At 67.9% G+C, this 16,140-nt stretch carries 17 protein-coding genes; 7 read left to right on the top strand and 10 right to left on the bottom strand.

Translation table 11 applies throughout. The features are described 5' to 3' along the window. The first annotated feature begins 95 nt into the window (after positions 1-95). Positions 96-1,040 carry a hypothetical protein gene (locus HNR67_RS33575; protein WP_185006453.1) on the top strand — a complete coding sequence of 315 codons (945 nt, stop codon included), beginning with the start codon at positions 96-98 and terminating at the stop codon, positions 1,038-1,040. A 608-nt stretch (positions 1,041-1,648) separates the two neighbouring features. Here the strand turns inward: HNR67_RS33575 and HNR67_RS33570 are convergent. Further along, positions 1,649-2,128: a tetratricopeptide repeat protein gene (locus HNR67_RS33570; protein ID WP_185006450.1), complete on the bottom strand. Its 480-nt coding sequence runs from the start codon at positions 2,126-2,128 to the stop codon at positions 1,649-1,651. Then, positions 2,125-2,952, bottom strand: a complete 828-nt coding sequence (locus HNR67_RS33565; RefSeq protein ID WP_185006448.1) for a class I SAM-dependent methyltransferase — start codon at positions 2,950-2,952, stop codon at positions 2,125-2,127. The genes HNR67_RS33570 and HNR67_RS33565 overlap by 4 nt, the downstream gene beginning before the upstream one ends. A gap of 56 nt (positions 2,953-3,008) precedes the next feature. Here HNR67_RS33565 and HNR67_RS33560 point away from each other — a divergent pair, with 56 nt between their 5' ends. Together HNR67_RS33560 and HNR67_RS33555 are read left to right on the top strand one after the other, a co-directional pair. Then, positions 3,009-3,386 carry a YchJ family protein gene (locus HNR67_RS33560; RefSeq protein WP_185006446.1) on the top strand — a complete coding sequence of 126 codons (378 nt, stop codon included), beginning with the start codon at positions 3,009-3,011 and terminating at the stop codon, positions 3,384-3,386. 242 nt (positions 3,387-3,628) lie between these two features. Beyond that, complete coding sequence (locus HNR67_RS33555; RefSeq protein WP_185006444.1) at positions 3,629-4,015, top strand: hypothetical protein; 387 nt, start codon at positions 3,629-3,631, stop codon at positions 4,013-4,015. 4 nt (positions 4,016-4,019) lie between these two features. Here the strand turns inward: HNR67_RS33555 and HNR67_RS33550 are convergent, their stop codons facing one another. Further along, positions 4,020-4,859 (bottom strand): TIGR03620 family F420-dependent LLM class oxidoreductase, encoded by an 840-nt coding sequence (locus HNR67_RS33550; protein WP_312988607.1) that lies wholly within the window; start codon positions 4,857-4,859, stop codon positions 4,020-4,022. 67 nt (positions 4,860-4,926) lie between these two features. Between HNR67_RS33550 and HNR67_RS33545 the strand changes: the two genes are divergently transcribed. Further along, positions 4,927-6,024 (top strand): DNA alkylation repair protein, encoded by a 1,098-nt coding sequence (locus HNR67_RS33545; RefSeq protein ID WP_185006442.1) that lies wholly within the window; start codon positions 4,927-4,929, stop codon positions 6,022-6,024. 95 nt (positions 6,025-6,119) lie between these two features. Further along, entirely contained in the window at positions 6,120-7,664 is a 1,545-nt protein-coding gene (locus HNR67_RS33540; RefSeq protein WP_185006440.1) for a recombinase family protein, read from the top strand. Positions 7,665-8,047: 383 nt separating this feature from the next. Here HNR67_RS33540 and HNR67_RS33535 read toward each other — a convergent pair whose 3' ends face one another. The 5 genes from HNR67_RS33535 to HNR67_RS33515 are packed head-to-tail and all read right to left on the bottom strand — an operon-like array spanning position 8,048 to position 12,159. After that, complete coding sequence (locus HNR67_RS33535; RefSeq protein WP_185006438.1) at positions 8,048-10,360, bottom strand: FtsK/SpoIIIE domain-containing protein; 2,313 nt, start codon at positions 10,358-10,360, stop codon at positions 8,048-8,050. After that, a complete protein-coding gene (locus HNR67_RS33530; RefSeq protein ID WP_246492650.1) occupies positions 10,357-11,256 on the bottom strand; it encodes a hypothetical protein in 900 nt (299 codons plus the stop codon). Before HNR67_RS33530 ends, HNR67_RS33535 begins: the two co-directional genes overlap by 4 nt. Continuing rightward, positions 11,253-11,603 (bottom strand): hypothetical protein, encoded by a 351-nt coding sequence (locus HNR67_RS33525; protein WP_185006436.1) that lies wholly within the window; start codon positions 11,601-11,603, stop codon positions 11,253-11,255. Before HNR67_RS33525 ends, HNR67_RS33530 begins: the two co-directional genes overlap by 4 nt. Next, entirely contained in the window at positions 11,600-11,968 is a 369-nt protein-coding gene (locus HNR67_RS33520; RefSeq protein ID WP_185006434.1) for a WhiB family transcriptional regulator, read from the bottom strand. Before HNR67_RS33520 ends, HNR67_RS33525 begins: the two co-directional genes overlap by 4 nt. Further along, positions 11,965-12,159 (bottom strand): helix-turn-helix domain-containing protein, encoded by a 195-nt coding sequence (locus tag HNR67_RS33515; RefSeq protein ID WP_185006432.1) that lies wholly within the window; start codon positions 12,157-12,159, stop codon positions 11,965-11,967. Before HNR67_RS33515 ends, HNR67_RS33520 begins: the two co-directional genes overlap by 4 nt. A gap of 167 nt (positions 12,160-12,326) precedes the next feature. Between HNR67_RS33515 and HNR67_RS33510 the strand changes: the two genes are divergently transcribed. Together HNR67_RS33510 and HNR67_RS33505 are read left to right on the top strand one after the other, a co-directional pair. Then, the gene (locus HNR67_RS33510) at positions 12,327-12,713 is read left to right on the top strand and encodes a helix-turn-helix domain-containing protein (RefSeq protein WP_185006430.1); all 387 of its coding nucleotides are present in this window, start codon (positions 12,327-12,329) and stop codon (positions 12,711-12,713) included. 174 nt (positions 12,714-12,887) lie between these two features. Next, complete coding sequence (locus tag HNR67_RS33505) at positions 12,888-14,015, top strand: helix-turn-helix domain-containing protein (RefSeq protein WP_312988602.1); 1,128 nt, start codon at positions 12,888-12,890, stop codon at positions 14,013-14,015. Here the strand turns inward: HNR67_RS33505 and HNR67_RS33500 are convergent. Together HNR67_RS33500 and HNR67_RS33495 are read right to left on the bottom strand one after the other, a co-directional pair. Further along, a complete protein-coding gene (locus tag HNR67_RS33500; protein WP_185006428.1) occupies positions 14,007-14,549 on the bottom strand; it encodes an NUDIX hydrolase in 543 nt (180 codons plus the stop codon). The genes HNR67_RS33505 and HNR67_RS33500 overlap by 9 nt on opposite strands. A 68-nt stretch (positions 14,550-14,617) precedes the next feature. Beyond that, positions 14,618-15,784 carry a hypothetical protein gene (locus HNR67_RS33495; RefSeq protein ID WP_185006427.1) on the bottom strand — a complete coding sequence of 389 codons (1,167 nt, stop codon included), beginning with the start codon at positions 15,782-15,784 and terminating at the stop codon, positions 14,618-14,620. Positions 15,785-16,140: the final 356 nt, after the last annotated feature.

Genomic DNA, 16,140 nt, shown 5'->3' with positions numbered 1-16,140 from the left:
GGGATCCCGCAGAACTTGTTCGACTCCTGTGCGGAACTCGTGACAGATCCCCCCTCGACCTGGCCGGAGGCCCACGACCTGCACAGACTGGCTTTGTGAACACCAGCACCATCGAACACGCCGTCGCCGCCTGGAGCCGCTACACCGTCGAATCCAGCACCGACCCGGCCCTGCCCGCCGCCCTGCGGGCCGAGTTGCGCCGCACCGCGGGCCTCGACCCCCTCGAAGCCGACCCGGTGCCCGGCCTGCTGGCCACCCTGGTCGCCAAGGACGAGGACCAGGTCGTGGGCTGGGCCGTGCTCGTGGACGAGGCCCCCGTGGCCACCGTGCACTGGACCCTGGCCGAACGCGAGGCCGACCAGCTCGCCAACGGCTTCCCGCTCTTCCTCGGCCTCACCGACCAGGAACTGGCCCTGCTGGCCACCCTGGTCGACGCCGCCGCGAACCTGGCCAGGGACCGCGACCGCACCGCCCTGCTGTGGTCCAGCACCGACGACGAGATCGACTACCAGCTGGCCCAGGCCCTGGGCGCCACCGAACACCGCGAACTGTCCCGCCGCTGGCTCATCCCCAGCCTCCAGTTCTGGCAGCCCCCCGCCGACATCCCCACCGCCCGCACCCGCTGCAGCACAGTCGCTCCCACCAGCGACGAACTCCAGCGCTACGCCGAACTCCACACCGCCAGCACCACCCACCCGCACACCCCGGAAGACATCCGCCTGGACCTGGCCGCCCTGGACCCCGACCTGCGCGCCGACCTCCGCACCGGCACCGGCGAGGTCCTGGCCCAGCTCAACGTCGTCTGCGACGGCGTCAAGGCGGTCATCGCCCGAGTCCACCACCACGGCGCCTTCCCCCTGGAACTGGCCGCGCTGATCAGCCACGCGGTCCGCGAACTACGCCAGCGACACCCCGAACTCCTCCTGGTGGAACTGACCGAAACCCGAGACCGAGTCCTGTGGCAGGCCCTGGTCGCCCTAGGCCTCCGAGTCTCCGCCCGCCGAGTCGCCTACCGCCTCCCCCTACGCGCCTTCCCATAACCCCCAGCCCCGAAAACCTCGCCACCCCCGTACAACAACGGCCAACAAGGCGTACAAGAACGGCCAACACTAGGTACAAGAACGGCCAACACGCCGGCAGGGCTTCAACCCTCCGCGCGTGTTGGCCGTTGTCGTACCGAGTGTTGGCCGTTGTGGTACACCACGTTGGCCGTTGTGGGACGCCAACCAGGCAGGCGGGCGAAGCCCGGGAACGCTGCGGCTAGGCGGTTCCCACACGTCGCGTGCGGGCGAAGCCCGAGGACAGGCGGCCGGGGTGGCTTTTCAACACTCCCCAAGCGGTTCCCCCATCCCCGTCAGCCTGGAGAGGACACACCACATCCCGGCAAGCAGCCCCGCAACACAAACCGCCGCCAAGTCAACACAAACGCAACCGGGCTGCTTGCCGGGATGTGGTTTGGTATCGGAGGGCTGACGGGGATGGGGGAACCGTACGAGCACTGCTCTTCTTCTTTGCTCTTGTTCTTGACTTTCCCCCCCATCCTTTGATTTCTGCCCGTCCGGCGAGGACGCTCTTGATCTTCGCTCGTGCCCCACACCGGCCAACACGCCGTACAACAACGGCCAACACGCGCACCCGAGACCAAAGATCAGAGCTGCCGGGCGTAACTGCTCAACGCCCGCTGATAGCAAGGAACATGCGGCGCCAACGTCTCCATGGCCACCGCCAGCGCCTCCCGATCCCGCCCACAATCAGCCAACGCCAGCGCCAGAAAAGCCCGCACCGCGTCATCCAACTCATCCGAAGCCCGCTCCCGCTCAGCCGTGAGCAGCCGCACGCTCTCCTCCGCCTCACCCAACCGCCGCAACGAACCAGCCAGCTGGATCACCGCCCGCCGCCGCCGATGCTCATCCAGCCCCCGCGCCAAAGCCTCCCGATACAACGGAACCGCCCGCTCACCATGCCCAGCCGCATCCCAGGAACAAGCCCGCTCGAACGCCGCCACCGAACTGCACGGCGGAAGTTCGGCGGCCAGATCCTCGACCCGCCCCACCAGCTCCCGACCGTCCACTGTGTACCGCTGAGCCCAGGTCGCCGCGAGGCGCCCCTCCCATTCCGGATCGGTCATGACGCACTCCCGAAGTGATAGGTCAAACCGCGGCCAAGTCGTTTGAACGGCGAGGCGAACAACGCCCGCAACACCTGCCGCTGGGCCCACGGGTAGTGCGCGCGAAGATCCGCCGGACCGGGGAACCACCACTCCTGGTCGAACACCAGCCCCGGCACCTCTCGCGCCAGCTCCCCGGGATCGTCGATCGCCCACTCCAGCCGGGACCCCGACGCCTTGACCACCCCGGTGCGCTGCTGCACCCAGATCCCGGCCGAGCTGTACCCGTCGAAGATCAGCGTGCCCGCCGGGAAGTGCTCGACCACGCGCCGGAAGGTGGCCAGCCCCTCGGCCGTGCGCAGGTACAGCGTCACGCCCTCCATGATCACCAGCACCGGCCGGTCACCGGGGATGTCGGCCAGCAGAACCGGATCGGTGACCGAGGAGCCGATCATCCGCAGGCCCGGCCGCTCCGGGTAGAGCCGGCGACGCAGCTCGATGACCTCGGGGTAGTCGATGTCGTACCAGGCCACCGTCGACGGCGGGTCCAGGCGGTAGACCCGGGTATCGAGGCCGCAGCCCAGGTGCAGCACGGTCAGCTCGGCGTGCCGGTCCAGCACGGCCTGGGCGCGGCGGTCGAACTCCTTGGAGCGCACGACCGCCGAGATCCCGTCGCGTTCGCGCAGGCCGGTGCGGCTGAAGTCGTACTCGATCCGGTCCACCGCGCGCGCCGCGGTCTCGTCGTGCAGCACCGAATCGGGCGCCCGCGAGTCCACCGCCTTGCTGTAGAGGGTGGCCAGCATGGTCGCCGGGGCACCGGTGAGGTCGACCTTCTCGCGGTCCATGCGGTCAGTATCGGCCCGGTTGCCACCACCGGGCCACCGCTGCGGACAATGACGCCATGGCGAAATCCTGTCCCTGCGGCCTGCCCACGTCCTACCCGGACTGCTGCGGCGCGCTGCACCGCGGCGAACGCGCCGCCGCCACCGCCGAACTGCTGATGCGCTCCCGGTTCACCGCCTACGCGCTCCGCGACGAGGCGTACCTGTTGCGCAGCTGGCACCCGAGGACCCGCCCGGTCGAGGTCGACTTCGACACCGACCTGCGCTGGACCCACCTGGAGATCCTCGGCGCCACCGGCGGCGGGCTGTTCCACCAGGAGGGCACGGTCGAGTTCAACGCGCACTACCGCTACCAGGACAAGGACGACCGGCTGCACGAGAACAGCCGGTTCGAGCGCGTCGACGGGGCGTGGGTGTACCTGGCGCCGATCAGCTGAACGGGCCAGCCCTAAACGCACTCCATCCGGTGATGTTTCTGCCGGTCGCGCAGTTCCGCGACCACGATCGCCACCCCGGTGAGCTGCGCGAACACGCCGGGGTGAGCGAACGGACGCGGCCGGTCGTAGCGGCGTTATGGATCTTTCGGCGGCGGGTGAGTTTGGCGTATCGGAGCAACGGTTAACCCGTCGGAGTGACGCCAGAAGTCAACGGAGGGTCGCCACGTGGCCAACACGCGTCCGTGCTCCGGGTGGCCAACCAGGCCCTAGGGGTGATGCTGTGGGCCGAACTCTCCGGGCGTGACCGGTTCGAGCCGCTGTTGCCGGCGGCCGAGCGCAGCGCGCCGAGCACCCTGCAGGAACTGGCCGCCGCCCAGGCACGCAAGGCCGACCAGCTCGCCGACCGGATCGAGTCGGTGCTGGCCAGGGAGAGCGGCGGGCTGTCCACCGACAGCGCGGTCGGCCCGGCCCGGTTCGTGGTGCACCAGACCCGGCTCTTCGCCCGCCGCGCCCGCCAGGGGTCGCTGCGTTTCGCCGTGTTCAACCACGAGGTGGCCCGGCTGAACCGGGTCCTGGACCTGGTCGCGCACCATCTGTCGCTGGGCGCGGGGGCGGTCAGCAGCTACTGACCGCTCACCACAACGCCTTGGCCAGGGCCCGGTAGCCCGGCATCGGATCGCCGGCGTCCCTGGTCACCACCTGGATACCGACGTGGTCCGCACCAGCCTTGACCTGCTCGGCCAGCCGCTGCGCCAGCTGCTCGGGAGTACCGAAGGGCACCACCAGGTCGATCATCCGGTCACTGCCCGGCCGGGCCACCTCCTGCTCGGTCAGCCCGTGCTTGACCAGCGTGCCCATGTAGTTGCGCAGCCCCAGGTACAGGTCGAGGAACTCCCGCGCGGCGGCCCTGGCCAGCACCGGATCGGCCTCCACCACCAGCGTCTGCTCGGGCACCAGCAGCCCGTCGCCGACCAGCTCGCGCGCCTGCGCGGTGTGCGCGGTCGGCATCAGGTACGGGGCCGCGCCGAGGGTGCGTTCCCCGGCCAGCTTCAGGGTTTTCGGCCCGAGCGCGGCCAGCACGATCGACTTCCGGGGCACCCCGGCCTCGTCCAGGCGGTCCAGGTACTCCACGACCTTGGCGTAGGGCTTCTGGTAGGCCGCCACCGCCTCGGGGTGGCCGACGCCGACGCCGAGCAGGAACCGGTCGCCGTGGCGGTCGGCGATCCGGTGGAAGCCGCGGGCCACCGCCTCGGGCTCGTTGGTCCACATGTTCACGATCGCGCTGGCCACGGTGATCGTGCTGGTCGCGGCCAGCAGCGCCTCGTGCTCCTCGAGTTCGCCCAGGGCGGCCAGGCCGTGGCCGATCCAGGCGGCGCCGTAGCCGAGGTCCTCCGCCTCCTGGACGTACCTGGTCAGCGAAGGGGTGTGCTGCGGGGCCAGCCACACGCCGTGCGTGCCGAGTCGAGCGGTCACCGAATCCTCCTTGAGGTGCTGCTATAGTCCACTGTGTAGCAAACATAGCACCTGGAACGGGAGTCGCATGCCCACCGCGGACGAGCTGCTCGGCCCTGACGTCGCCGCCCACCTTCTCCGGGGCATCGCCCGGATCGCACCCGGATCCCGGCTGCCCGCGCTGCGCCGCGCGGCCAAATCCCTGGCAGGGCTGAGCCTGCGGGAGCGCAGCGACCTGCTCAAGGACGCGCTGCTGGCCGACCTGCCCGGCGACTATCCCAGCCTGGACCGACAATTCCGGGCCGCCCTGGGCGATCCGGCGTTCACCGGCTGGCTGGTCTGGCCGGTCACCGAGGCCGTCTCCGCACGTGCCCTCGCCCAGGACCCGCCCGCCATCGCCGAGGCCCTGCACCTGCTCGCCGCGCTGACCCCGCGACTGACCGCCGAGTTCGCCATCCGCCCGCTGCTCGCCGCCGACCTGGACCGGGCGCTGCCGATCATCCAGACCTGGACCGGGGATCCGGACGAGCACGTGCGCAGGCTGGCCAGCGAGGGCACCAGGGCGCACCTGCCGTGGGCACGCAAGGTCCGGCCCATCCTGGACCGCCCGGAGTGCACGATCCCGATCCTGGACGCGCTGTACCGGGACGAGAGCGAGTACGTGCGCCGCTCGGTGGCCAACCACCTCAACGACCTCAGCCGCGCCGAGGGCGACCTGGTGGTGGCGACCGCGGCCCGCTGGCTGGCCGAACCGGACGAGCACACGCCCCGGCTGGTCCGGCACGCACTGCGCACACTGATCAAGAAGGGCCACCCGGAAGCCTTGGCGCTACTGGGTTTCGCCCCCGCGGCCGGGGTCATCGTGCACGGGCCGGAGCTGGCCGGACGCACCGTCGCCATCGGCGCCGAACTGCCCTTCGAGGTGCGCCTGGAGAACACCGGCGCGAACCCGGCCACCCTGGCGGTGGACTACGTGGTGCACCACCTCAAGGCCAACGGCAAACGCACCCCCAAGGTGTTCAAGCTGACCACCTGCGTACTCGCACCGGGAGAGCGGATCACCTTCTCCCGCAGGCACTCCTTCAAGGTCATCAGCACCCGCGTGTACTACCCCGGCGAGCACGAGATCGAGGTGCAGGTCAACGGCGCCGCCTCCGGCCGGACCGCCTTCCGGCTCACCGGCTGATACCTTCGGCGCGGGAGGTGGCATGGACGTCGACCTGCGCAAGCTGCGCTACTTCGTCGCGGTAGCTACGGATCTCTTACTGCATACTCGGGTTCATGACTACCACGCCGCCACGTCGGGAGCGGGGTCGGACGCTGATCGAGCGGGACCCTGACCAGCTAGTTTGGGCACTGTCGGCCCGCGAGTCCAAGGTACCGTCCGGGCGCGGTGCGGACGATGAGGGTCAAGTGGATCACCAGTTGAGTGATCTTCGTAAGTTCGTCAAGGGCATTGGCGGACGAATCGAACGTGAAGTGCCTGAGCCGAATGTTTCTTCATTCAGGCGAAAGCGTGTCAAGTTGCCGGATGGCACGTTCGGCTATCGGGTGGTCCGGCCTGACTGGGAAGCGATCCTGACCGCATTGCGTCGCGGTGAATGTAACGCACTTGCGGTTGTGGATATCGACCGTGCGACACGCGATCCGCGCATCTTGGAAGACCTGATTGATGTGGTCGAGTTGTACGGCGTGTATGTCGTCAGCATGACCGGGAACATCGATCTGTCGTCGGACGCTGGTATTGATTCCGCGCGCAGCCTGGTGAACCAGCGCAATTCCGAGTCCCGGAACACCTCGCGGCGCGTAGTGGACGGGAAGCGGCGGGCCGCGTACGCGGGCAAGAATCACGGCGGCCGAATGCGCCCGTTTGGATGGCGCAAAGACCGCCTTACGCTGAACAAGCGGGAGTCCGCCCATATCAAGGAGGCTGTTCCGCGTATTCTTGCTGGCGTCAGCCCCTTGATCCTTGCGCAGCAATGGAACAAGCGCGGGATCAAGACGGTCACCGGCGTGCCGTGGCTTGCGGCCACCATTCGCGGCATCTTTTTTCGCCCGCGTATCTGTGGAGTCGTCACCCATCATGGCGACGTGCTGAGGGATGAGAATGGAAATCCGGTACGGGGACAATGGGAACCGATCCTCACCGAGGAACAGTACGACGCTGTCAAGCGGGCATGGTCGCCTGCGGCACGAGGCGAACAATCCCGGTTGGGTGCTAAGGGGAGAGGCTACCGAACCATCTACCTCTTGTCGCCGTTCGTGCGATGCGGCAAGTGCAACGCCCGGATGATCGGGACAGCCCGTCGCGACCCGCGCACCAAGAGAATGATTCCGATCTATCGGTGTCAGGCTAAAGGGGCCGGGGGCTGTAGCGGAATTGGGCGCGTGGCCGAACCGATCGACGAATACATTAAGGCCCTGGTCATCGCAGACCAGCAGCGAATCGAGTCTCGCAAAGTGGAGGAACTGCCGCCGTGGTCGAAAGAAAAAGAACTTGAAGGCTATATTGCTCGAATCGAGGAGTCTATCCGTCGGTACGAGTCAGGTGAATTCTCCGCAGAGCGCCATTTTCCCAGCCTTGCGCGCATGGAGGCGAAAGTGGCCGAACTCCGCCGCGAGCAACATCGATACAATGCGCGGCAGGACGCGCGCCGAAACTTCGTAGTCGACCTGGCTAAGGAGTGGGACAGCCCGGAATTCACGATGGAACAGAAACAGGCTGCTATTGCCAAGAGCCTAACCGCTGTTGTGATCCAGTCTGCCGGTAAGGGCGTTCGGTTCCACCCGGACCAGCTCATACCCGTATTTCGGCGAGACACATAAAGCCGCGTAGTCATAGCAAAGAGGCCCTGGCAGACTGCCAGGGCCTCTTTGCTATCGGTTGAGTCTACCGCTCCTGTGGGCTGTCCAGACCGTAAATGGCCGCCACGGCACGCGCCCACGCTGGGGACCGTGGCGGCGCGTTCTTCAACTGTTCTTGCGCCCACTCCTCTGGGGTAGGCACAGCAGCGCGCCCGGCGTGTATCTGTGCGCCCGTTCCGGTGCCGACCGGGGAACCGGGCCTCCCACGTTCACAAGCGGTGCGGGCGGCGACCGACCGTGTCCCGCGCTGCGGCGGCTCCTCCTGATCAGGTTCCGACACTCCGACTTGTTGATCATTGCTGCTTCCTTGGTCGCGGGTCGACGTGAGGGCGGTCGGTGGTGGGTCAGTCGCCGTGGCCACCACCCCCGTCCATGTCAGGGAGGGAGCCGGACACCGTGTCCGCCGACCCCTGTTCCAGGGGGTGTTCGGGGGTGTCACAGGCCGCGCCGGTTCGCCTCCCTGTCGACTGTTCGCCCTGATCAGGCGAGGGAGCCGGGGGCAGGGAGGGCACAGGGGAAACTCCCTGGTTCCCTGACGGCTCCCTGGCCTCGTCCCTGTCGGTGCGGCGGGTGATGGCCTCGGCCACGTCGTCGGCCCGGACAACCATCGCGCCGTCGGACTTGCGCGGTGGAACGCCGTGTTCGTCCAACACCGACCGGAGGTCACGCGCGGTCCACGGTTCGTACTCGGTGGGGTTGTGCCCGGCCAGGCGGGCGAGCACGGTTTGTGTCCGCACGCGCGGTTCGCCGCCGATCACCCGGTCAATGTCGGCCAGGTGGTCAACCGGTGCGGCCTCGATCTCCCGGGGTATGTCGTGTGTGGACAGTGCGGGACGGTGTTCGGCGCGGTGCGCCATGGCGCGGGTGACAACGGGCGTGACCATGTCGGCCCCGTCCTCAAAGGGCACGTAGAAGGTGCGGATGAGTTCGAAGGCGTTGTCGCTCACGCCTACCGCGACACAGGTTCCCCGGTCGGTCTTCATCCGTAGCTCGGTTGCTCGGACACCGGCCCGGTACTTCCCCGCTCCGAGAAGACCGTCATTCGCAACGTGATCGGCCACGGCGAAGGCCACGCCACAGGAGATGTTGCGGGTGATTTCCTTGGGAATGCTGTCTTTGGTGGGCGACTGTGTGGCCAACAGCAGAATGATCCCGTACTTGCGGCCACGCTTGATCAACCGGACCGCGAGGTCCGCAGCCTGCTTGCCGTAGCGGGGGTGCTGGAACAGTTCGTGACACTCGTCGATACTCATGATCAACGGATGCAGGCCCAACCCGGGCTTGTCGGCCAGCCTGCGCGACACCTTCGGGGGCTGCCCCGGCTGTTCACCGAGGACTGTGCCGCGCCGCTCCATCTCCTTCAGAAGCTCCTCCAACGCCCGTACGGCGTCAGCGGGCACCGAGTCATCCATCCCGACCCGATAGCGGCTCAGGCGCGGCGCTAGGGGCTCGAAATCGGGACTCTCGCCCATGACGTACGCCCATAGCTCTGCGGTCGGGTCCAGTGCCGCGCCCAACATCAGCACCCGAAGGACGTTGGTCTTGCCTTGGCCTGGCCGCCCACCGACCAGCCAGTTCGACTCGAACAGCGGAGCGTTGATCACCAGCCCTCGCTGGGACAGCCCGAACGGCACCCCGTCGAACACGTCGACGAACCCGTCATGCAGCAGCGGCCAGTCACCGGCACCGCCGGACAGGGTGCCCTTGTCGGCAACCCACAGGTCCAGTACTCCGTCTTCTTCACCTGTGGTTGGCCAGGTCTCCAGTGCGGCCCGCCCGAGGTTGGCCGCCAGCACCTTGCGCCGGTCGGTCACCATCGCGGCCGTCACGCCGAGCGGCAACCGGACTTGTGCGTAGGTGCCGTCCCCGTCCTTGCGGGCCGCGACGGTGTAGACGAGTTCGCCGCCGTTCTTGAGGAAGGCGTTCAGGGGCGCGATCCCCAGATGGGCCAGGGCACGGGAGACCATCCGCTCGTCCACCCATGAGTCAGCGTCGTCCCGGTCCGGGCGGGTCAGCCACCCCGCACCCGGGCTACGGTCCCGGCCCTCCCAGAGCGCCGCCCCGATCACCCCGACCACGGCCAGCCAGGGCAGCCACGCCCGCACCACGCCCACCCCGGCGGCGATCGCGTCGCGCACCTCGTAGACCGCCCGCAGCCATCCGGGCATCTCCGCCCGGTCGGCCACCAGATCAAGCAACGCGAGCAACACCAACAGGACGATCACCACCGCAGCGGTGATCACCGTGCGGCGCAAGAAGATGCCGAGCTTGGCCCAGCGGGCGCGGGCATCGGCGCGGATCAACTCCTGAGCGGTACGCCGCGCGTCGGCGTCCCCCGAGAGCCGCGCAGCGCGGGCATCGGCCCGCAGGTCGGCATAGGAAGCCCACCGCCACGCCTTCCCGCTCCAGCGCCCCACACCACGCACCAGGAACCACACCAGGCGGCCGAGGTCACGGGGTGCCTTGCGTAGCCGGTAGGCCAGCACCGACCGTGCCCGGACCACGGCTTCGTGACTAGCCACCGCCCGCACCGCGGAACGGATCACACGGGCCGCCGGCGACCGTTCCGCGGTGGCCTCCTTACATTGTGGCGCAACGGTTTCTTCATCCACGATCTCCGCGTCGAACACCTTGCGGACCAGCTCCCGACGCGTCATCGGAGACCACCACCCCGACGCAACCCGCGCGCGGGCCGTTCGTCCACTGTGGGCACGGTCGCCGGTTCGCCGACCGTCCCCGCAGACCCGAGGGTCTCCAGTTCGGCCGTGAGCGCGGCGGCGATCCGGGAGGACAAGCCGCGTGAGCAGTCGGTGACCTGACGGACCCACGCGGGCGTCACCGCCACCCCCGGTGTCCACGCCGTTCGAGCCTCGGCCAGGTAGTCACCGAACAGCGTGCGCCGACCCCGCGCCGAACCTGCCGACCGGGAACCGCCCGGAGCTGGTGCGGCGGGCCGTTCATGAACGGCCCCCGCCAGGTCCGGGCCGTTCATGACAGCACCGCCGTTCACGGCCGCCGCGTGGGTGTACGCGGCCGTGACGGTCGCGGTGAGCTTGTCCCGCAGGTCGGTGATCGCCTCAGCGGCCACGAACACGACCAGCGGCGGCACCGAGTGCAGCACGATCCCGGACAGCGAACCGGCCGCGTAGGACGCCCAGGTGTTCATCACGTACGTGGCCGCCAGGGTGAACCACTTCGCCCGCCGCACCCACCGGCCAGTCCGGACCTGGTAGCGGGCGGTGAGCTGTTCGGCCCGCAGGATCGCCAGCAACACCAGCGACACCGTGGGGTCCAGCAGCCACGCCGCGAGCCAGGGCAGTGACCAGGGCTGCGCACCGGCTGCGGCGAACTGCTGAACGTTGGTCATCGTGAACGCCAACCCGAGCACGATTCCGGCCCAGCACAACAGGTCCACCTGACTGCGGACCTGTTCCACGCGCAACGCCGCCACATCCGGATGTGTCTGGTACGCGCGCACCTCAGCCGCCCCGGCGGCCTCCCGGGCAAGCCGTTGCGCCCGGTTCAGCGGCATCCGTTCCTGATCCGTGGTCATCGCTGCCCACCACCCCGGCGTTCACGACGGTGGGACCGGTCATCCACGGCGGTCACGGTCAACGCCCGCACCAGTACCCAGGAGGCGAACAGCGCGGGCACCACCAGCGCGGCCACCTTCGCCACGACGGTGCTGTCCGGGTGGGTCAGCGCAAGCCACTGCATCCCGGAGATCAGCAGAGCACCGGCGACCGTTCGGCCTGCCAACGAGAACAGCCGGACACCGGAGCGCGCCGCCTCAGCCTTCGCCCGCGTCCGACGGATCGACGCCCGCCACAACCACACCAGGATGACCAGCACGGCCAGCCCGACCACTGCCAGTTGCGGTGTCACGCTCAGCCCGGTCATGGCTGACCGCCGAACTCGGCGTCATCGCGGTCGGGGACCACGGTGCCGTCACGACGGTCCAGCCACCGCAGGAACACCGCCCGCCGATCGTCCTCGGCCAGCGGACCCCACACCCCAGACAGGGCATAGCCGTGAGTCCGAAACTCCGACTCCAGGCACTCCCGCTGGACAGGGCAGGCGGCACAGATCGGCGCTGCCAGCTCCCGATCGGCCCGGTCGTCTCCGGTCCACTCCGGCATCCCGCCGCTGGTGTACAGCCAGCCACATGAACCCGCGCGCCGGACCGCCTCAGACAGTTCGTCGTCCGCCAGCGATGCGAACACGTCCAGCTCAGCGGCCATCTCCGTGTACTTGTGCTCGGTCATCGCGCACCCCCGGCCAGTACCCGCCGCAGTTCGGCGGCAGGGATCACGAGCCGGGAACGTCGCCGGACGGCGTGCAACTCGCCGATCCGGATCGCGCGGTGAACTCGGTCGGGGTCGACGCCGAGAATCCACGCCGCGTCGGCCACCGTGTAGAACGCCGGACCACCGGCGTCGGGCATTTTCTTCTGCATTGGGTGAAGTCCTTAAAGTCAGATCGCTGATTTCAGCGAGAAAAACAAGCTGATTTAGTCGCGCGAATGCGCAGAGTGGTCCAAATGCGCGGCGCACGCCTGAGTGGGGCACCGCCGAATCGCGTCAAGCGCTAATCTCGGCGCTGAGGCGGACCACGGAGGAATGGGTGACAGAAGACTGGGCGGCGGTCGCGAGGACCATCAACGAGCGCGTCCTCGCGCTCGGCTGGAAACAACGCGAACTGGCTGAACGCTCGCAGGTCTCCCAAGCGATCGTCCGCGAAATCCAGAACCACAAGGTGGAGCGCAAGCGCAGCGACCGCACCCTTGAGGCACTGTCCGTGGCGCTCGGGCTGCACCCTCAGCACCTGGTGGCTGTGCTGCACGGTCGCATCCCGCCAGCCCTGGGCCAGCCGCGTGAGGACATGGAAGACGCCGTGTCGGCACGGTTGGCCGTGATCGAGCGTCGGCTGTCGGAGATCACCGAACAGCTCGCCGGCCTTCAGACGGATATCACCGAGCTGGTACGCCGTGACGAGAATCGTGACGTTTAGCCGGAATCCCGTTTCCCGGTCGGTCTCGATGACCGTTCGGAGTTCGTTGCTCTCGTGTGCCATGCCTCAACGAAACGGCATCTCCGCGCCTGCCGGGAGCTGGCCGCGGTTGACATCCCCCGTGTTAGCTCGTGTTATTTCCGCAGATAGATGCCGTTATCAGGGTCTGTTGCCATGACGGCGGCAACACCCTTGCAGGCCGCACGGATCGAGCTTGGCTGGGGTCAGGAAAAGCTCGCGCGGGCGATCAACGCGCGCGCCCCCGCGCACGGATTGGCAGTGCGCTCGATCGCCAGCCGGAAGACGGACATATCCCGGTGGGAAAACGGGCACGTCATGCCCGAACCACCCATGCGCGCCATCCTGCGCGAGGTCTACGGCCGCACCGACGCCGAACTTGGCTTCCCGTCCGGCGGCACCCCCTTCGGCGAAGAACTGACCGAACGGCTGATCATCGCCAGACGTGTTGACGCCCGAACCGTCGCGCTGTTCCGACAGGAGGTCGACAGCGTCCGGCACGCCGACCGCCGGTTCGGGTCAGCCGTCCGGCTCGATCGGCTACGCGGCCACATCACCGAAGTGGAAGACCTGCTGCGGCACACCTTGCTGCGGCGTGACCGCGCGCCACTGGCCGGGGTGCTCGTCGAAGCGTCCACATTGGCCGGATGGACCTCCCTCGACATCGGCTCGCTCAACCAGGCGTGGACCCACTACGAGCGCGCGAAATCCGCCGCGCTGGAGTCCGGATCGGCGGCGCTGCTCGCCCACGCCACGGCTGAACAGGCGTACGTGCTGATCGATGCGGGCAACACCGAAGACGCGATCACCCTGTTCGGGGAAGCCCGCTCGATCAGCGAGCACGCGCCGCGCCTGCTGCGCACGTGGCTCGCTGCGGCCGAGGGAGAGGGCCACGCGATCGCCGGACACCGCGACGAAGCATTGCGCGCGTTCGATGAAGCGGGCGCCCTGTTGCCGCCCGAGGTCGATCACCCCGAACTGCCGTTCCTCTTCCTAGGTGGCACTCATCTCGAACGCTGGCGAGGCAACGCGCTCGTTCATCTCGGCGCACCGGAGGCGATCGACCATCTCGAAGGACTGATCGACGACAGGCAATCGTCGTTCGTCCGGGCGAGCGCCGCGATCTACGTCGATCTCGCGATCGCCTACAGCGCCGCTGGTGACCGGGAAGCCGCCCGGACCTACGCACAGCAGGCCCGGCGGATCATCTCCCAGGTAGGGTCCGTGCGACTTCGGCACCGACTCGAACGCCTTGTCCTGCCGGGCGATTCACGCTCAGCGTGAGTTCAGGTAGTAGAGCAGGGACACCAGCGTCCCGGAGCCAAGTAGCTGCTGCTTCTGCGCGAGTTCGTTCACCCGGGACAGCGGTACCCACTCGACCCGCCCGACTTCCTCTGTGTCGGTCGGCTCACCGACGTACTCAGCCGCGCGCCACAGATAGACGTCGACCGGCGCAGTGACCTGCCCTGGCAGCGGCTCGAAGCTCACCAAGTGCTCAGCCTCGCCGACCGGCCGCCAACCGCTCTCTTCGGCTGCTTCCCGTGCAGCCGTCCCCGCCGAATCGTCGCCGTCGTCGACCATGCCACCAAGCAGTTCGTACCCCCACTGCTTGGTGGGGAACCGGTAGCGCCACAGCATCAGCGCTTCATCCCGGTCATTCACGATCAGCGCGATGGCGATCCGCGCGAGGTGCACAACGTGGTACTCCCAGCGCTCCCCGTTCGGGGCCTCGACGTCGACCAGCCCGACCTTGACCCACCGGTTGTCGTAGACCGGCCGCTCGCCGAACGTCTTCCATGACCCATGCTCGTCAGACACGACGCGTAGCCTAGAGCCTGGCGAGTCACCCGTTCGTGCGGCGTCCCTTCAATCCCGTGAACGTCCTGCTAGCTCGCCAGTGTGCGGAGTTGGGCGATCCGCCGTTGGTGCCGAGTCGAGCCGATCTCGATCGCCAACGCGCGTGCGCGTGCCGCGTGCGCACGGCCCTGTTCGCGCTCGCCCATGGTCAGAAACGCGGTCGCCAAGTCGACCCGAAGGCCCGTCTCAGCTCGGGTGAATGTCGGGTCGAGTCGGCTCAGCGCGGAGGAGAGCACGTCAACAGCTTCCGGTTCGCCGATCCGAGCAAGGGCATGACCGCGCCACCGAGCGAGATGCACTGGGTCGAGCACCACATAGGGGCCATCCACTGTGGACGAATCCGTGGGCAACAACGTTGCGGCACGGTCGAAAGCGCGCAAGCTCGCCGACCGCTGACCGTCGGCCGCGAGCGCTTCACCGTGCGCGGCGGCAAGCCAGGATCGGAGCAGACGACCGGTAGCGCGCTGAGCACGCCGCTCGGTGGTGTGTAGCACTTCGACGGCGGACGCGGTCTCGTTGACCTCGATCAGCACGAAGGCTTGTTCGGCGGCGCTGTGCACTTGGAATGCCACGTCTCCGGACTCGTGGGCAGCGCCTCTGGCCCGTTCGTAGAACTGCCACGCTTCGGCCACGGACCCCATGTCAAGCGCCTGCCATCCGGCAAGCGTGCCGAACTCGGAGAGTAGGGCCGCGAGTTGTTCACGAATGCCCGGGGTCAGGCTGTGCGACCGCAGACGCGTGAGCTGCCGGATTTTGGTCAATACCTCATCGTGTGCCGTAGTCGCGCCCAACTGCCGGTCAAGGTGACGAACGGCGGTGAGCTGGCCGTGAAGCAAGGTCAGGACTTCGGCGTTCACGCGACGGGCGGCGCTCAACCGCTGCTGTAGGTCTCTCTCCCCGGCATCGGTGGGCCGGAGCGCATCAGGCGGAGACAACAGTTCGTCAATGGTGAGATCCAGCATTCGTTCAAGCAGCCGCGCCGTAGCCGGGCGTGGGCGACCGATCGGCGAACCATCCGGCTTGCGCCCGGCGATCAAGCGTTTCAAGTGCCGCTCGCTGACCGAGCCTGGTTCTCCGAAGGTACGTGCGAAGTTCTCGGCGGCCGTGGCGAACTCCGCGAACGTCTGATTTCGCTCCCGGATCTTCAGCTCAAGCACGGTACGCGGCGGGTCCTCGCGTTGGTCACCGGCTGTCATCTACCGCCTCTTCCTCTGCCTGGTCACGAAATGTCCCGCTCCTGTCCCCCGCGCGGCCTGGCGACTAAATGAGCGCGTAGGCGAAGCTGATTTTAGTCGATGGCGGTCCGTCTTCATACAGCCGCCCGACCGTGTCCGGCGGCGCGCGGCTCCGTATCCCTCTGCGACGCCGCCGGACACCCACCCTGTGCGGGATTTGCACCATGGGAGGTGGGGATGGCTGGCACAAGGGCTGACGGTCGCCTGGTTGAGGTCTGCCCATACGGGTGCGGCATGGAAATCCGTGGACACGTGCTTGGCACCTTGCAGGAAGTCCTGAGCGTTCACGTGCACCTCTGGCACGGCTGGCAGATGAA

The organism is Crossiella cryophila (assembly GCF_014204915.1).
GTDB classification, from domain to species: Bacteria; Actinomycetota; Actinomycetes; order Mycobacteriales; family Pseudonocardiaceae; genus Crossiella; species Crossiella cryophila.
Note: the sequence above shows the minus strand (reverse complement) of the source record. Positions and strands in the feature narration are given on the sequence as shown.

What these genes read in the sequence shown, in the direction of transcription:
- HNR67_RS33495 (WP_185006427.1), bottom strand. Translation starts at nt 15,784, where the DNA reads ATGACAGCCGGTGACCAACGCGAGGACCCGCCGCGTACCGTGCTTGAG.
- HNR67_RS33570 (WP_185006450.1), bottom strand. Translation starts at nt 2,128, where the DNA reads ATGACCGATCCGGAATGGGAGGGGCGCCTCGCGGCGACCTGGGCTCAG.
- HNR67_RS33545 (WP_185006442.1), top strand. Translation starts at nt 4,927, where the DNA reads ATGCCCACCGCGGACGAGCTGCTCGGCCCTGACGTCGCCGCCCACCTT.
- HNR67_RS33530 (WP_246492650.1), bottom strand. Translation starts at nt 11,256, where the DNA reads ATGACCACGGATCAGGAACGGATGCCGCTGAACCGGGCGCAACGGCTT.
- HNR67_RS33560 (WP_185006446.1), top strand. Translation starts at nt 3,009, where the DNA reads ATGGCGAAATCCTGTCCCTGCGGCCTGCCCACGTCCTACCCGGACTGC.
- HNR67_RS33535 (WP_185006438.1), bottom strand. Translation starts at nt 10,360, where the DNA reads ATGACGCGTCGGGAGCTGGTCCGCAAGGTGTTCGACGCGGAGATCGTG.
- HNR67_RS33520 (WP_185006434.1), bottom strand. Translation starts at nt 11,968, where the DNA reads ATGACCGAGCACAAGTACACGGAGATGGCCGCTGAGCTGGACGTGTTC.
- HNR67_RS33525 (WP_185006436.1), bottom strand. Translation starts at nt 11,603, where the DNA reads ATGACCGGGCTGAGCGTGACACCGCAACTGGCAGTGGTCGGGCTGGCC.
- HNR67_RS33505 (WP_312988602.1), top strand. Translation starts at nt 12,888, where the DNA reads ATGACGGCGGCAACACCCTTGCAGGCCGCACGGATCGAGCTTGGCTGG.
- HNR67_RS33515 (WP_185006432.1), bottom strand. Translation starts at nt 12,159, where the DNA reads ATGCAGAAGAAAATGCCCGACGCCGGTGGTCCGGCGTTCTACACGGTG.
- HNR67_RS33540 (WP_185006440.1), top strand. Translation starts at nt 6,120, where the DNA reads ATGACTACCACGCCGCCACGTCGGGAGCGGGGTCGGACGCTGATCGAG.
- HNR67_RS33565 (WP_185006448.1), bottom strand. Translation starts at nt 2,952, where the DNA reads ATGGACCGCGAGAAGGTCGACCTCACCGGTGCCCCGGCGACCATGCTG.